Origin of the sequence: Flavihumibacter sp. CACIAM 22H1, from assembly GCF_001601815.1 — a bacterium.
Classification (GTDB): Bacteria; Bacteroidota; Bacteroidia; order Chitinophagales; family Chitinophagaceae; genus Flavihumibacter.
Map to the genome: position 1 here is coordinate 3,759 of NZ_LUKG01000079.1, position 15,953 is coordinate 19,711.

Annotated in this window: 13 protein-coding genes, 1 other RNA gene and 1 pseudogene; 3 read left to right on the forward strand and 12 right to left on the reverse strand. The window is 44.9% G+C overall.

What is annotated here, in order from left to right:
- On the reverse strand, positions 1-804 hold an 804-nt coding region (locus tag A1D16_RS17550; protein WP_290711906.1), incomplete at its 3' end, for a hypothetical protein.
- Between the two features lie 477 nt (positions 805-1,281).
- Between A1D16_RS17550 and A1D16_RS17555 the strand changes: the two are divergent.
- Positions 1,282-2,305, forward strand: a pseudogene (locus A1D16_RS17555) (IS3 family transposase); the annotation flags it as partial.
- A gap of 172 nt (positions 2,306-2,477) precedes the next feature.
- Here A1D16_RS17555 and A1D16_RS17560 read toward each other — a convergent pair.
- From A1D16_RS17560 to ssrA, 4 genes are all read right to left on the reverse strand, one after another.
- Entirely contained in the window at positions 2,478-2,897 is a 420-nt protein-coding gene (locus A1D16_RS17560; protein WP_290711907.1) for a hypothetical protein, read from the reverse strand.
- Positions 2,894-6,142 (reverse strand): RHS repeat-associated core domain-containing protein, encoded by a 3,249-nt coding sequence (locus A1D16_RS17565; RefSeq protein WP_290711909.1) that lies wholly within the window; start codon positions 6,140-6,142, stop codon positions 2,894-2,896. The genes A1D16_RS17560 and A1D16_RS17565 overlap by 4 nt, the downstream gene beginning before the upstream one ends.
- On the reverse strand, positions 6,084-6,461 hold the full coding sequence (locus tag A1D16_RS17570; RefSeq protein ID WP_290711911.1) for a hypothetical protein: 378 nt from the start codon (positions 6,459-6,461) through the stop codon (positions 6,084-6,086). Before A1D16_RS17570 ends, A1D16_RS17565 begins: the two co-directional genes overlap by 59 nt.
- Positions 6,462-6,533: 72 nt before the next feature.
- Positions 6,534-6,909, reverse strand: a transfer-messenger RNA (tmRNA) gene (ssrA, locus tag A1D16_RS17575).
- A 95-nt stretch (positions 6,910-7,004) separates the two neighbouring features.
- On the opposite strand from ssrA, the gene A1D16_RS17580 reads away from it, so the two are divergent.
- Positions 7,005-8,804: a MutS family DNA mismatch repair protein gene (locus A1D16_RS17580; protein WP_290711913.1), complete on the forward strand. Its 1,800-nt coding sequence runs from the start codon at positions 7,005-7,007 to the stop codon at positions 8,802-8,804.
- A 3-nt stretch (positions 8,805-8,807) separates the two neighbouring features.
- Here the strand turns inward: A1D16_RS17580 and rseP are convergent, their stop codons facing one another.
- Positions 8,808-10,157 carry an RIP metalloprotease RseP gene (gene rseP, locus A1D16_RS17585; RefSeq protein ID WP_290711915.1) on the reverse strand — a complete coding sequence of 450 codons (1,350 nt, stop codon included), beginning with the start codon at positions 10,155-10,157 and terminating at the stop codon, positions 8,808-8,810.
- Positions 10,158-10,287: 130 nt separating this feature from the next.
- Here rseP and A1D16_RS17590 point away from each other — a divergent pair, with 130 nt between their 5' ends.
- A complete protein-coding gene (locus tag A1D16_RS17590) occupies positions 10,288-10,704 on the forward strand; it encodes a hypothetical protein (protein ID WP_290711917.1) in 417 nt (138 codons plus the stop codon).
- On the opposite strand, the gene A1D16_RS17595 is transcribed toward A1D16_RS17590, so the two are convergent.
- The 6 genes from A1D16_RS17595 to A1D16_RS17620 form a co-directional block, all read right to left on the reverse strand.
- Positions 10,701-11,855, reverse strand: a complete 1,155-nt coding sequence (locus A1D16_RS17595) for a 1-deoxy-D-xylulose-5-phosphate reductoisomerase (RefSeq protein WP_290711919.1) — start codon at positions 11,853-11,855, stop codon at positions 10,701-10,703. The two genes, A1D16_RS17590 and A1D16_RS17595, sit on opposite strands and share 4 nt — an antisense overlap.
- Positions 11,856-11,865: 10 nt before the next feature.
- Positions 11,866-13,197 carry an argininosuccinate lyase gene (argH, locus tag A1D16_RS17600; RefSeq protein ID WP_290711921.1) on the reverse strand — a complete coding sequence of 444 codons (1,332 nt, stop codon included), beginning with the start codon at positions 13,195-13,197 and terminating at the stop codon, positions 11,866-11,868.
- The gene (locus A1D16_RS17605) at positions 13,194-14,339 is read right to left on the reverse strand and encodes a M20/M25/M40 family metallo-hydrolase (protein ID WP_290711923.1); all 1,146 of its coding nucleotides are present in this window, start codon (positions 14,337-14,339) and stop codon (positions 13,194-13,196) included. Before A1D16_RS17605 ends, argH begins: the two co-directional genes overlap by 4 nt.
- Position 14,340: 1 nt before the next feature.
- On the reverse strand, positions 14,341-14,745 hold the full coding sequence (locus A1D16_RS17610) for a hypothetical protein (protein ID WP_290711925.1): 405 nt from the start codon (positions 14,743-14,745) through the stop codon (positions 14,341-14,343).
- Complete coding sequence (locus A1D16_RS17615; RefSeq protein ID WP_290711926.1) at positions 14,661-15,173, reverse strand: hypothetical protein; 513 nt, start codon at positions 15,171-15,173, stop codon at positions 14,661-14,663. The genes A1D16_RS17610 and A1D16_RS17615 overlap by 85 nt, the downstream gene beginning before the upstream one ends.
- 24 nt (positions 15,174-15,197) lie before the next feature.
- A partial coding sequence (locus A1D16_RS17620) for an acetylornithine carbamoyltransferase (protein WP_290711929.1) occupies positions 15,198-15,953 on the reverse strand: 756 nt, incomplete at its 5' end.

Here is a 15,953-nt window from a genome sequence, read left to right on the forward strand (position 1 = left end):
ATCTTCAAGCCCTTCTTTTGCTTTTCCGATTTTTATTTTTGCCAGTCCCCTGTTATTGTACGGATATGCAAACTCCGGATCCACCTCAATTGCTTTGTCAAACAAGGGAATGGCTTCTTCAAACTTGTCAAGTAAATTCATGACAAACCCCTTATTATTTAGTGAATATTTGTTTTGATTATCTAATTCGAGGGACTTATCAAAATGCATCAAAGCTTTTTCTAGCTCGTTCATATTAATATAAGTAACACCTGCATATATATAGTCATCCGAAGTGATGTTACCGTGCGTAAAAAATTCTTCAACTAATTCTTTGGCTGTATTATAGTTTTGTGCTTCAAAGAAAGAACTAATCGCAAACCGATAAACATCTTCGTGGTTTATTCCTCTGTCAAGCATCCCTTTAAATAAAATCGCCGCTTTATCAAACACCTTTTGATTGTATAATCCGATCGCCACTTCGTACTCTTTTGGAAAACGCTTATAATAAAATAACTGCTTCAATTGATAGCCGTCATTGTAACAAAAGCTACCATCATATAATCTTATTGACGTTGCATTTGGAATGAGGTTGACAAACAGGTCAAAAATTGAGGAACCAAGTAAGATTACAAAAACTAGCTTAGCTGCACCATGAAGGTCTAAAGCCAACGTAAAGTAGAAAGCCATAGCAGCAATAAAAAACGAAGTCAGGGGTCCAGCCAAGGTACAGATAACTTTTTTATTGATGGAAATCTCTTTGGCAGACGGCACACAAAGTCCAAATAGCCAGGACGATGGATTATACTTAAACCAAACATCCAACAGTCCTAGTTTAAAATTTACACTATTCCTGGGATCGCCATATGAACCAATATAGATAGATACCTTCCGCCTGGTCATAATTATGGCAGGAATGGCATGCCCTAGTTCATGAAGCAAAACGGTGAGCGGCCTTACCAGTAAAAAAAACACTATCAGGAGCAGGAGTATGACCGGGAAATAAGCCATTAATTGATTAGTATGTTTGTATTTCGATAGTTTTAATTGGTTTAACTGTAATCAACAGAAGGTTCGAAGTATACCAAATAGCTTCGCCCCCTCGGTTACAGGTACCATGATAAGGTTATACGTTGTCAAAATAGCGATTACCTGTCATCCATCCAAGCATTATCTTCACAAACAATCGGTAAGGCTAAAAAGCAGCTGTCGGCGTACCTTAAATTCGGCAGTTGTAAAATAGATGAATCTACTTACAATTAAACTGTCAAGTTTTAAAAGTTAAGATTTACCGAAAGAAAGATTGTGGCAGCTATTAAGAAGCAAGAAACCGGCATTTCTGTCAAAGAGATTTGCCGAGAAATGGGTATCAGCGAACCTACGTTCTTTAACTGGAAGGCGAAGTATGGCGGTATGGAAGCCAGCGATGTGAAGAAAATGAAGGATATGGAAGCAGAGCTAAGCCAGTATAAAAAGATCGTGGCAGAGCTCACTTTTGAGAATCGGGCAATGAAAAACTTCATTGAAAAAAAGTTGTAGCGCCTGCTGATAAAAGAAAAGCTGCTCATTATTTGGTTGATCAGGAGCAGTGTAGTGTCAGTAAGGCCTGTCGTATTGTGCAACTACCACGAAGCAGTTACCAGTACCAGTCTCGCCCAAAAGACGACCAGGAAGTAGAAGCAGCGTCGGATCAACTGGTAACCAGACACCCTTCCATTAGATTTTGGAAGTGTTATTATCGGTTAAGAAACCGAGGTATTGCCGGGAACCATAAGCGGATGCGGCGGGTGTACCGCAATACGAACCTCAATATTCGGCGACGAGCAAAAAAAGACTCCCCGATCGTGTTAAGCAACCATTGATCACCCCAACAAGGCCAAATCAAATGTGGAGCATTGATTTTATGACCGACCGCCTGGAAGACGGCAGAACATCCCGTTTATGAAATATCATGGATGATTTTAACCGCGAATCGTTGATGATAGAGGTAGATACTTCTCTTCCGAGCCTTCGGGTAATCCGAGCACTGGAAAAGATCATCAGTAAACGCGGTAAACCTGCCAATCTCAGAACGGATAATGGCCCCGAATTTACCAGCCATAAACTGGAAGAATGGTGTACAAAAAATCAAATCACGCTGCAATACATTCAACCGGGCCGTCCGATGCAAAATGCGTACATAGAGCGCAAGAACGGGAGCATTCGGCGAGAACTGCTCAATGCATACTTATTCAATAGCCTGAACGAAGCAAGAGCGATGTGTGAAAACTGGCGCATGGATTACAACGAAGAACGCCCGCACAAAGCGCTTAACTATCTCTCGCCATTGAACTATGCCCGACTGATGGCCACAGACCAGCTTTATCCACACCCGGCGAACGAAAATCCTTTACCCATTGAACAGAGTCGGGTCGTGGATAAAGCGAGCGACAATCGACCAAAAACTATAATTTTAAACTGACCGAAATAGCGGTACGCCGACACTAAATTTAAGGAGTTTATAGTTCTTCTATTGAATACAATATTAATGATCCCATGTAATACCCAAGATGCCCTTTTGATTTTGAATCAAATTTACCTTTTATTCTAACTTTTTTGTTATTGAAATATTTTTCAATGCTGTCGCACTGTGTTATAGTCAATGTTCTGGCAGGGATAAGCCAAATTGAATTATTAGAATTATACTTCGATCGTGATTCTTTGTCCAAAAAAACTGCTGACATTTCAAAGCCAAATGAAGCATATCCTTTACTAGAAATATATTTTTCATTATAAATACTTGGATCTAATAGAATTTTATTTAATTGAACTTCTTCAAATTCTATTGATTCTGAATCATTACTTAAAATTGTTAATTTTTGTGAATTACAAGAAAATAAAATTGATGCACACAAAATATATTTAGCAATTATTTTCATTGAGTTACAATTTTTTTGGTGCGTGAGTCAATTACAATAGGTCTCATTTGCGTCATTACCCTTGAATTATCAGCAGTGGGGGAATTAATAATCCTAGGAACGTACCATTGCTCGTTTTTCTTGAGTGGATCATATTGTGAAAAAAAATACTCCTTACTGAACCCATGAAATAACGGAGATCCACTATAATATTCCCTCATTTGTCGTTCTCCACTTTTTGCCCTTAAGTAGTTCTCGAAGCCTACAGCGTTTACTTCACTTTGCGGTAAATTCCAATCTGAATTCTGAACTCTATTACCTCTTGCATCAAAATATGAATATGTAAACTCTAAATCCCATGCATGTTGGATTTCATGTCCAAGAGCAAAATGACTTTTATTATATGAAACATTATCAATTGTGCCCCCTTTTTGGTAATAATATATATCACCCCCTCCACTTTTAGAAATTGGAGAAAAGTGTGATGCATCTTTACTAAATCCTGATAATTGGTTTGCCTCCCTGACATTATACAAAAAACTAGATGACTGTAGATCTCCAACTCTTCTTTCTCCTTTGCCTGTATTAGAGATTAAGTTCAAATCTTTAACAGTATTTTTTATAAAGTTATTTTCACTTTTAAATTCTTCATGCTTTGTAACACTTCCATCGCTATTTAAAGTATATTGATATGTTTTACCATTTTCATATAAATATGAAACATTATGTCCATTTTGATAACCATGAATAATAATGTAATCCCCATTATAATCAACATAATTAATAGGATTGTTACCTGTATATTGATATGGATTTAAACCTAGATATTGTTCAGAAAAACGATCATGAATTGAAAATCTACCAATTTGATGATCATACATTCTTGCACCATAATTATATAACTCTAATCCTTGTCCATCACTAAACTCCTTCTCCTGCTTCTCCTTACCATTGTATTCATACTTGTTATCCAGTTTCCCCATTGCTCTGGAACTGATCCCTGCCATCGCCAACCCGAATGGATAATATTGCGTTTCCTCCAGTAGTGGACCAGGAGTATGTGTAACCAGCAGATTATCAAAGAACACAGGGAAATTGCTCTCATTACTAACAAAGATATAAATATATCCATTTTTCTGAACAGTTACCGGAGCTGCGTCAAAGTCATTTATTAACTTGTAAGCTGGAGTAGTACCGCTTCCTGTAGCTACCGGCGCAACATTGCCCTGAGAATACTTAAACTGCTCATCGAAACACATATAATTCAGGTAAGCCTGTGGACGGTTAGATGCTTGAGATCGAAGGTTGTTAAAGCTAGTAAGACTACCACTGGGATTTATAGATTCCAGAATTCCTTGGGTCATACCCTTTCCCCCCGAAAATGTACTACCCGCCAAGCCAGTTAATAATTCTGTTAAGCCAATGGTTAGTGGACCCGAGGTATTTCCTCCACTCGGTAGCGTGTAGATTGATTGAACATTAAACTTAACCTTATCACCAGCCATCACTTTAAGCACTATTGCGAGACCTGTCTTTTGATTGCTGAGACCACCATGTACCTCGTATAATTTATCTCCAAACTGCGGATAGGAATTTGCACCATTGACTACTGTTTTATCTTTGATCCTTGCATCCACAATCGTAAACAATTGTTTCTCAGCTGGTAATGAGGCCGTTTCAAGCGTTGCGCCAGGATAACAAATATTTTCCAGCTGCTCCGTTAGTACAGATCGGGTATTACCCAGATGATCTTTTACAAAATAGTCAAATACAAAGCGGGCCACCTGTGCCGGACAGGTCGAACTGGTAGCTGTCTCATAACGAATCCGCCCCTCCTCGTGTTGCAGGAATAACAACTTGTCGGTATAGTTCAAGGCTGACACTGCCGTGTAAACTTTACTTTCATACACCAAACCAGGCAGGTATTTGGTGGCAGTGGTAATATTTCCCGTGTAATCAGTTCCATTGTGCCTGGTCACTACACTATATTCTGTTACTACTTTTGAAAGCTTGGTTCCATCCGGCTGGTAGGTATATGTAATGATTCCTTTATCAGCCGTACCTGCTGCATTTTTTATTGTAATAGTAACTGGTAAATTTAAATGATTGTAAACGATGTTACTGATACTTTTGTTTTTGTCTGTTTTTAGATTGCCATTTACATCGTATGTATAATCACCGCCTACCGTATTTTTGTCATAAAAATCGCCTAACTTATGATCAGTTGTAATCGCATCAGTAACTGATGTTAAGCGATTACTTGAAACCAAACTTGCATTCAATGTTTCTTGCACATAACTCAGATCATCAATTACCTTGGAAGAGCTTCCGGCATGCCAGCCACTATGTTTCATTTTTTTAATGTTGCCATTGTAATCATAGGCCTGGTTTGGATCTGTTCCATTACCCATACTTACACTGAAATTCATTCCAACAGCTGGGTCGGAAAAATCCGCTTTTAATAGACGGTTAGCCGCATCATAACTATAAAGATATTTTCGTACTGCTGCATCTCCCTGTGATTTCCAGATAGTTCCCGCTATGTTTCCATTTAATTGAGCTGTTCCAAAGGATTGCGATCCAGCTTTATCATACCCAAGCTCCATTCCAAAATAGCGATCTGTATTATCTGTACCAGTCACAAATTTTTTATTGATAGATAATAACCAACCCCGGATATTATACTGTTGATCTGTTTTAACGAGTGATCCACCAGTTGATTTGGTACCTAAGTTTTTTGATTTAACTTGTCCAAGCGCGTCGTAGGTATATTCAATGGTGGTTTTCCAACTGCCAAGTAGATCACTATTTACTTGATTGCTTTTTAGTCTCTTTTCCACCTTAGTAACACGCCAGAGATCATCATACGTAGACCGGGTCCATATTTCGTGTCTTTGTGAGTTATTGCCAATTTCCTGCCGCAATACTGAAATGCCAACGCTTCCATTAAAACTATACAGGTTGGTCGTGATATCTGTACCTCCAGTGATATTTTTGCTTTGCATCTGAACAATTCGCCCTTTGGAATCATATATATTGGAGCTGTAAGTCTGTGTATTATACCATATTCCCGTAAGCAAGCCGGCAGTGTTAAATGACTGTGTCATTCCTTCCGGATAGGACGCAAGATTCTGAGACAGCAGATCAGCATTCCAGTCTGTATTTAAATTTTTATACGTCGTACTCAGGTTATTTGTCCAGTCATAATTATCGTAATAATTGGCACTTAAAACTGTGCTGTGTTGATCCTGCCAAAAAAGTTTCAAAACGAGCTAAATTTGCAGCATTTAATACTGTCTGCATTGCAGGCTGATCAACCACTGAGCTATGCTCATACATGCCAGTAATTAACGGTCTGTTTAAGTGATCATACTTTGTATAGAGCCATTTTTTATCCGGTCGCAGAACACCATCCTGTGTTAGAACCACGCGATCCCATTTATCATATACCATATAAACAGGAGCCGCACCGGGAATTTTTTTAACGATCATCCGGCCCCTGCTATCGTACTCAAAGCCCGGTATGAGTTCAATGAATCGTTCAATGAACTTTTCGGTAAAGCGGGGTAAAGTGAGGTCAGTCAAAAATAAAAAAAGCCCGCAAATACTGGGTTTTGCGAGCTTTCCACACGGTAGTTAACCGTGTTTAATACTAAAAAGTGGAGCTGGGGGGAGTCGAACCCCCGTCCAAACATATTCGCCGAAAGCTTTCTACATGCTTAGTTGATTATTCGTTGTCGGGAAAGAACAGGAAAACAACCAACCGATTCCTTCCTTAGCTGGATAGTCTTTTGTTCAACGCACAGCCTGGTTGAACAGCAACCTGTATTTGGTTTTGAGTCGGCGGCGGAGCTTGGTAACAGGTCAACCTGCTCAACGCGGCCCTAATGACTACTTAATCACTGATTAGGCAGCCATGGCATACTGTGTATTGCCATTTGAAGTTCGGGTATTCAGATTTACGTGCTAATTATCCAACGCACGGCATGCTTACACTCTCAAAGAACTACGCTGTCGAAACCAGTACAGCCCCTTCTGTCCCCGGATAACCACTCATTGATCCAAGATCTTAACCGGCTTATCCCAAAAGGAAAGCAAAGATACGAAAATATACTAGTTTCATGTCCTATGAAACAGGATCCATCGCTGTTCTACCAACAACAGCTTAGCCAACTTACCGCTGAAATTCAACAACTTTCAAAAAAAAGAAACCGCATCTCCCTGCTACGGGTCATTACCCTGGTACTGGGAGCTGCACTGCTGTATATTTTTCGCCAGCAACCCTTTTACCTGCTCTTGCCGCTTTTTGCACTGGCCCTGACCCTCTTTCTCCTACTGGTAAAACAAAGCATAAGGGTCACCGAACAACGCTCCCTGTTACAGCAAATCGTACGGCTTATCCAGGAGGAATTTACCATTGCCACACACCAATTCACCCACCGCCCCCAGGGCGAAAACCTGGCCCCTCCCAAACATGCCTATGCCGGCGACCTCGACCTTTTCGGCAAAGCCTCGCTTTTCCAGTTCCTCCACCGCAGCACCGGTGAACAGGGCCACCAAACCCTGGCTAACTGGCTATTGGCGCCTGCCCCCGATACCACCATCCGGCAACGGCAGGCAGCCGCCCAGGAACTGGCCTCCCAGCCCGCCTGGAGCCTCCGGTTCGAAGCCTATGGCCACCTGCAACCGCTTACGCTTAAATCACAGGACCAGATCCTGCACTGGTCTGCCTCAGCCTCTCAGTATACACCTAACAAGTTTTATAAGCTGCTGCGCTTTGTATGGCCCCTGCTGGCACTGGCAGCACTGTTCCTTCACCTGGCAGATATCCTGCCCTCCGGCCCTTTTTACCTGCTGCTGCTGGTTTTACTGGTGCTGGCTTTTTATATTTCCAAAGGAATTCAGCCAATTTACCGGCAGCTCGATTCGATTCTACCTTCCCTGGCTACCCTTTCCAATGCGCTGGAATGCATTGAATCGGCCAGTTTTCGAAGTCTCCTGCTGCTGGAACAACAGTCGGCTATCGCTACCGGCAACTCACTGAAAGCTTCTGCCGCAATCCGTCACCTGCGAAAAATACTGGACCGTTTCGATTACCGCCTTAACCCGCTGGTCTATATTCCCCTCAATACCTTCCTGCTCTGGGATCTCCAACAGGTATGGGCACTCGAAAACTGGAAAACTATTCACCAGTCGGCTATCCGACAATGGTTTAGTACCATTGCTGAACTGGAAGCACTGAATTCCATTGGCCGATTTTCGTTTAATCATCCGGGGTATGTTTTTCCTGAACTGAGTACCGCTGCAGGTAGTTTCTCCGCGCTTGCCCTCGGCCACCCATTAATTCCGGCAGCCAACTGCGTTACCAACGATTTTACAACTTCCGGCAGGCCGGCCATAGCCCTTATTACCGGTTCCAATATGGCCGGAAAAAGCACCTTCCTGCGAAGCATCGGCATCAACCAGGTGCTGGCCATGGCCGGTGCCCCGGTAGCTGCCCGGCAACTAACTGTCAGCAATATGCGGATTATGAGCAGTATGCGGATTGCCGATAACCTCGAAGAAAATACGTCTACTTTTTATGCCGAACTCAGCAAACTGAAAAGTATCATAGAGGCAGTAAATGCCGGAGAACCCGTATTGCTCTTACTGGATGAGATTTTACGCGGCACCAATTCACAGGACCGGCAAACCGGGTCGAGGGCATTGATCCGGCAGTTGATCCAGCAAAAAGCCACCGGGCTCCTGGCTACCCATGACCTGGCCCTGACAGCGCTACAGGCAGAAGCTCCTACCGCTATTACCAACTATCATTTTGATGTAGCCGTAGAAAACGAAGAGCTTTATTTCGATTATAAATTGAAAAAAGGTATCTGCACCAGTATGAATGCCAGCATCCTGATGAAAAAAATCGGAATAGAACTTTAACCGTTATTTGAAGAGGCGGAATATATCCAGGCCAAGCGCATAGGCCATGAGCCCCAGCAGCAGGATCATACCTACCATTTGCGCATATTCCATGAATTTATCACTGGGCTTACGGCCAGAGATCATTTCATAGAGGGTAAATAAAGCGTGCCCGCCATCCAGGCCAGGAATCGGCAATATATTCATCAACGCCAATACCAGGCTAAAAAAGGCGGTCAGTCCCCAAAATTGCTGCCAGTCCCAAACCGGCGCAAACATTTTACCGATACTGATTACACTTCCCAGGGATTCATTGGTATTCACCTTGCCACTGAATATCAGCTTCAGTTGCAGCCAATAGGAAGTGAGGGTTTCAATACTCTTTTTAAAACCGGCAGGAATGGCTTCCAGGAAGCCGTATTTCACTTCTTTTACTTCAAACTTGTCATTAAAAGGCAGGGGCGTAATTCCCAGTACCCCGGTTTTTGGGATAGCAGCGCTAAGCTGCAGGGTATCTGCCCCGCGCTGCACCTGTAACTGAACGGTTTTTTCCTTGTTGCGCCGGATCTGTTGCTGAAAACTGTGAAAGAATGGAACCGGGTTATTGTTGACGGCCAGGATCTTATCGCCTTTACGCAATCCGGCCTTCATAGCCGCACTGGTGTCCGCCACCGTATTAACGCCCAAAAAGGGCACCCGCATATCAATAAACCCAACGGCTTTTTCATGTATCAGATCCGCTGCAAAATGATCGGGGATGGCAATGGTTAAGGGCTTACCATCACGTTCTACTTCAAAGGTTTTAGCGCCGTTCAGAATAACCCGGAGTGGAATTTTATTGAAGCGGTCGATATATTCACCGTCTACTGAAAGAATTTTATCACCATCGCGCAGCCCAATGCTTTGTGCAATGGAATCCGTGGCAATGCCATAGGTGAACTTATTGGTTGGCACATAGGATTCTCCCCAATACCATAACATCAGGGCATAGATCAGGAAGCCGAGTACCAGGTTTACGATTACCCCGCCTACCATAATAATGAGGCGCTGCCAGGCCGGTTTACTCCGGAATTCATAGGGTTTGGGTGGTTGTTTCAGCTGCTCTTTATCCATACTCTCATCCACCATACCGCTGATTTTCACGTAACCACCAAAGGGCACCCAGCCCAATCCATATTCGGTTTCTCCAATTTTCTTTTTAAACAGGGAAAACCAGGGATTGAAAAACAGGTAAAACTTCTCCACCCGGCATTTAAACCAGCGTGCCGGTAAAAAATGACCCAGTTCATGGAGAATAACGATAATCGAAAAAGAAAGGATAAACTGCCCGGCTTTTACTCCTACTTCCGCCCAATTAATTGCTAAAAATATCATATGATTCAGTCAGGTACTAAGTTTGAATGGTGACAAATATCTGTGAAAAAACCCTATTGGAACTATAATTTTTTTGGACGGTACAACGCTTGAAAGTACTAATTTGTCAACCTCAATAAATGAACGATACATGAAGAAATTTCTTTTTTCCGCCGCGGTGGTGTTGAGTTTAACGGCCTGTTTGAAAACCAAAGATTATCCACCGGATGAGCGGGTTCTGGTAACGATTTCTTTTGCCAATGTAAATACCCCCGACACGGTTAAAACTACGGATACCGTGGTAACCCGCCTGCGTATAACCGCTCCGGACCAATGCTACCGGTACGAAGGCTTAGACACCCGCAATTCTGGCCCCAACCAGTTTGATATACAGGCAATTGGGTCAAAACCTAACCCGGCCCTGCCCCTGCCTACCTGTGATCCATTCCCATACTCCAAGGATACTACGTTCAAATTCCGGTTGACGACACCCGGAAAATATACCCTGCGTTACTACAATGGTACTACCCTGATGCAGGCAGATACCCTGGTAATGGTACCGAATTAAAGATGAATGAGGGTGGCGGCAAATTCCCGTGCCGCCGCATCGGTTTCAAAATATTGCTCCAGGGTGGGTTGCTGGATAAACTCCATTTTATTCATGGTACGCTCGATTACATCGGTCATATCCAGGAAACCCACCCTGTTCCGCAGGAAGGCATACACCGCAATTTCATTGGCGGCATTGAGTATACAGGGAAGATTGCCTCCTTTTTGCAAGGCATCCGTAGCCAATGCCAGGTTACGGAAGGTTTTTACATCGGGCTCCTCAAAAGTGAGGGTATTGGGTTTGCGAAAATCGTAGCGGGGAAACTGGTTCACAATCCGTTGCGGAAAGGCCATTGCATACTGGATCGGCAATTTCATATCCGGGAGCCCCATCTGCGCTTTAATAGAGCCATCCTCGAATTGCACCATACTGTGGATAATACTCTGCGGATGCACCAGTACCTGCACCTGCTCGGGCCGGAGGTTAAACAACCACTTGGCTTCGATCATTTCAAGCCCTTTATTCATAAGGGTGGCTGAATCGATGGTTATTTTAGCCCCCATACTCCAGTTCGGATGCTGCAGGGCATGATCCCTTTTCACGTTCACCAGGAAATTGGGCTTTTTACCCAGGAAAGGGCCGCCGGATGCCGTTAAAATAATCTTATCGATCGGGTTCAGGTTCTCTCCTACCAGGCATTGAAAAATAGCGGAATGTTCACTGTCTACCGGGATGATGGGCACCCGTTTTTCGACCGCTTTCTGCATTACGATATCACCTGCTACCACCAGGGTTTCCTTGTTGGCCAGGGCCACCGGTTTTCCCTGTTCCACTGCCTGGAGCGTGGGTTTTAAGCCCGCAAATCCTACTATACCGGCCAGCATCAGGTCGTAACAATCCATGGCAGCCACTTCTTCCAGCGCTTTTTCTCCTGCAAAAACCTTTACATCGGTGGAAGAAAGGGCCTGTTTTACTTTCTGGTAGCGGGATTCGTCCCCGATCACCACTATATTGGGCTTAAACTTGAACGCCTGCTGGATCAGCAATTCATCGTTTTGCTGTGCGGTTAGTACTTCCGCCGTAAACAACTGCGGGTTGGCCTCTATTACGGCCAATGCCTGCGTTCCTATTGATCCGGTAGATCCGAATAGTGCGATACGTTTTTGCATGGAGGGCAAATTAACGCAATAATTCCTCTACCGCCGAATTTGTAGCGCTAAAATTGAAGCGGTTCAGGACCGACTCCCGGGCGGCTTTTATTTCCGCAGTGCAAAGGTTACCGATACTGCCTTCGTGCTGGTGCCGGAGATCGGTAGTGTACTGGTAACTGCCGTTCTCAATAGCTAATCCCACCTGCTTATATGCATCGCGGAAGGGCACTCCCTGCAAAACCAGTTTATTCACTTCTTCCACACTGAACAGGTAGCGGTATTTTTCGTCTTTCAGTAGATCGGGCTGGATTTCAATATGTGACAACATGAGGCCCGCCATCCGCAAACAGTCTTTCAGGGTACCGAAGGCCGGAAACAGGTGTTCCTTGAGTAATTGCAGATCGCGGTGGTAACCCGAAGGCAGGTTGGTGGTCATCAGCATAATTTCATTCGGCAGGGACTTGATCCGGTTACAATGCGAACGGATCAGTTCAAACACATCTGGGTTTTTTTTATGCGGCATAATACTGCTGCCCGTGGTTAGCTCCGGTGGAAAGCTGATGAACCCGAAATTCTGGTTCAGGTACAAACAGGCATCCATTGATAACCGGGCCAGGGTATCGGCCAGGTTGGCCAGCGCCATTGCCACAATACGTTCTGCTTTCCCCCGGCCCATCTGGGCATATACCACGTTGTGGTTCAGTTGGGCAAAACCCAGTAATTCGGTGGTACGCTGGCGCTTGATCGGAAACGAAGAACCATAACCAGCGGCGGAGCCCAGCGGATTTTTATTCACCACTTCATAGGCTGCCTGCAGGGTCAGGAGATCGTCTACCAGGCTTTCGGCATAAGCCCCGAACCAAAGCCCGAAAGAGGAAGGCATGGCCAGTTGTAAATGCGTATAACCGGGTAAAAGATGGTGTTTATAGGTTTCGCTCTGTAATTGCAACAGGTCAAAAAAGGGCTGAATTTCTTCCACCAATGCCTGCAATTCATCGCGCAGGAACAATTTCAGGTCAACCAGCACCTGGTCATTCCGGCTGCGGGCGCTGTGAATTTTTTTTCCGGTATCGCCCAATGCAGCCGTTAACAGAAACTCTACCTGCGAATGGATATCTTCCACTCCTTCGGCAATGGTAAGTTCTCCTTTTTCGGCCAGCACATAGATCTTACGCAGTTCTGCCAGAAGCTGGTTTTTCTCACCGGTTGTTAACAGGCCGATCTCCTCCAACATAATGGCATGGGCCATGTTACCCAATACATCCTGTTTCGCCATCTGCTGATCAAACTCACGATCCCGGCCAACCGTAAACTGCTCTACTTCTTTCAGTGATTGTATATTTTTTTGCCAGAGTTTCATGCCTGTTTCAATTTGGTGGTTTGAGCAAAGTGCATTGCTTTTTTAAGCAACGCAATATAAATAGCAATACCGTCCCTGATTTCCTGGAGATAAATGTATTCATCGGCCGAATGACTTCTTCCACTGAAACCGGGTCCGCATTTAAGGGCTGGAAAAGGTAACAGGGCCTTATCTGAACAGGTTGGCGATCCATAAGTGTGACGGCCCAATGCCAATCCGGCCTGCACCAATGGGTGTTGGTCGGCAATAGCCGTTGCCCGCATCCGCAGGCTTCTTGGCCTGATCTCCGCCTCTACTGCAGCTTCTATAACAGCAAGGATTTCTTCGTGTGTATAGGCATCAGTTACCCGTATATCTACGGTAAACTGGCAGGTTCCGGGCACCACATTATGCGCTTTATTCTCTGTTTGAAGAACGGTTACATTCATGTGCACCGGCCCGAGGGTATCGGATTGTTTCGGAAACTGGTAATTGCGAAACCATTGGATGGCATCTACCGCTTTGTAGAGGGCATTGATGCCTTCCTGCCGCGCTGCATGCCCGGTTTTACCGGTTACGGTGCAATCAATTACCAACAGGCCTTTTTCCGCCACCGCCAGTTCCATTTCTGTTGGTTCGCCTACGATGGCCGACCAATTGGCAAAGCGGGCCTCTGCGGCAAGCGCAGCGGCGCCTGTTTGCGCTAAAAATCCGGGGTCCTTTAACAGGGCTTCCACACCGTTGATACCGGATATTTCTTCTTCAGCAGTAGCGGCAAGTACCAGGTTAACCGGCAGATCTGCCGCTTCGTAAAAATAGAGGAATGTTGCAATCAGTGCTACCAGTGGCCCGCCTGCATCATTGCTGCCCAGGCCGTATAACTTTCCCTCCTCTATAATTGGTTCAAATGGATTCCTGGTATACTGCGGATTTGGTTTTACCGTATCGTGGTGCGAGTTAAGCACCACGGTTGGCTTTTCTGCCGAATAGTTTTTGTTAAGTGCCCATATATTATTGAGCTGCTGGTGTACGGCCACGCCCCGCTCTTCGAGGTAGGAACGGATCAGGGCAGCTGTTCCCTGCTCCTCCCGGCTCAGCGAGGGGGTGCGGATCAGGCTTTGCAGCAGCCCCAATGCATCCTCATATAATTGTTCCTCTTGCATGTTATTTTTTTTCTCCGGTCGGTTGCGCTTCACCGGTAGCAGGGGCACCCTGAAGCGATATCAGTGTACCGGATGTATCGGAACCCGTATTGCGTACCAGGTCAGAAGCGTGGCCGATCAATACTTCCTGCACACCTTTGGAAATGGCATCAAATGCATTGTCTAGTTTGGGTAGAATACCCGCAAATAGTTTTTGGGCTGCTTTCAGTTCAGCATACAGTGCCGGGTTAATGAACCGGATTACCGATGCATCGTCTTCCACATTTTCCAATATACCTTTTTTCTCAAAGCAATAGATAAGGCGTACCGGGTACCAGGCCGCTATTGCAATGGCAATGGTGGCAGCCATAGTATCTGCATTGGTATTGAGGATATGGCCATTACCATCATGGGTAAGGGGTGCCAATACCGGAACAATCCATTATCGAGCAATAGTTTCCAGCGTTCTACGGGCAGGCTATCTGCCCGCACATCTCCTACCCAGCCATAATCGATGGTTTTAACCGGACGTTTTACCGCCGGCAATAAGTTTCCATCCGCCCCGGTAATTCCGATGGCATTACAGTGCCGCGACTGCAATTGGGCTACCAATTGTTTATTTACCAGTCCACCGTACACCATCGTTACTAAATCGATGGTGGCATCATCCGTAATGCGCCGTCCATCTACATAATTTGATTGAATACCTAACTGATCTCCCAGCCGGGTGGCAATTTTACCGCCTCCATGCACCAGTATCTTGGGCCCCGACACCGATGCAAAAGCATGCAGAAAATCCTGCAATGCTGCAGGATCGTCTAATACATTTCCACCTATTTTGATTACAAAAACCATGTTATTGATTTAGCGCGAAACAATTTATTCTCCGCGGAGAATGGCTGCCAATACAGCCTGTGCAGCCCATACCCGGTTACCGGCCTGTGTAGTTACCAGGCTATTGGCACCATCCAGTATTTCATCACTTAACTCTACGTTGCGGCGCACCGGTAAACAATGCAGTACGCGCGCCTGGTTGGTAAGGGCCAGCTTTTCATTGGTCAGCATCCATTCCGGGTCGTTGGTATAGATCTTTCCATAATCCCGGAACGTACTCCAGTTTTTTACATATACAAAATCAGCGTCTTTTAAAGCGGCAGACTGATCGTATTCGATCCGGGCACCTTTTGTAAATTGCTCGGCCAGTTCATAATCTTCGGGGTGGGTAATTACAAAATCGGCTTGTCCCCAGGCATTTACCCACTGCGAAAAACTATTGGCCACACATTGCGGCAGAGGTTTCACATGCGGCGCCCAGGTTAAGACCACCTTCGGCTTACGTCCCGCAAAACCCGCCGCCTGTGCCGGTCCGCGCATATATTCCTGCATGGTAATGATGTCGGTAAGACTTTGCAACGGGTGCAGGGTGGCGCTTTCAAGGCTTACAATCGGGATACCTGCATATTTTATAAACTGGCGGATGTACAATTCAGAATAATCGTCTTCTTTATTCTTTAATGAAGGGAAGGTGCGGATACAGAGAATGTCAAAATACTTGCCCATGATAGGCGCTGCATCTTTCACATGCTCCACCGTATTGCCACTCATAATGGCTTCTTCTTCAAACTCCAATGCCCA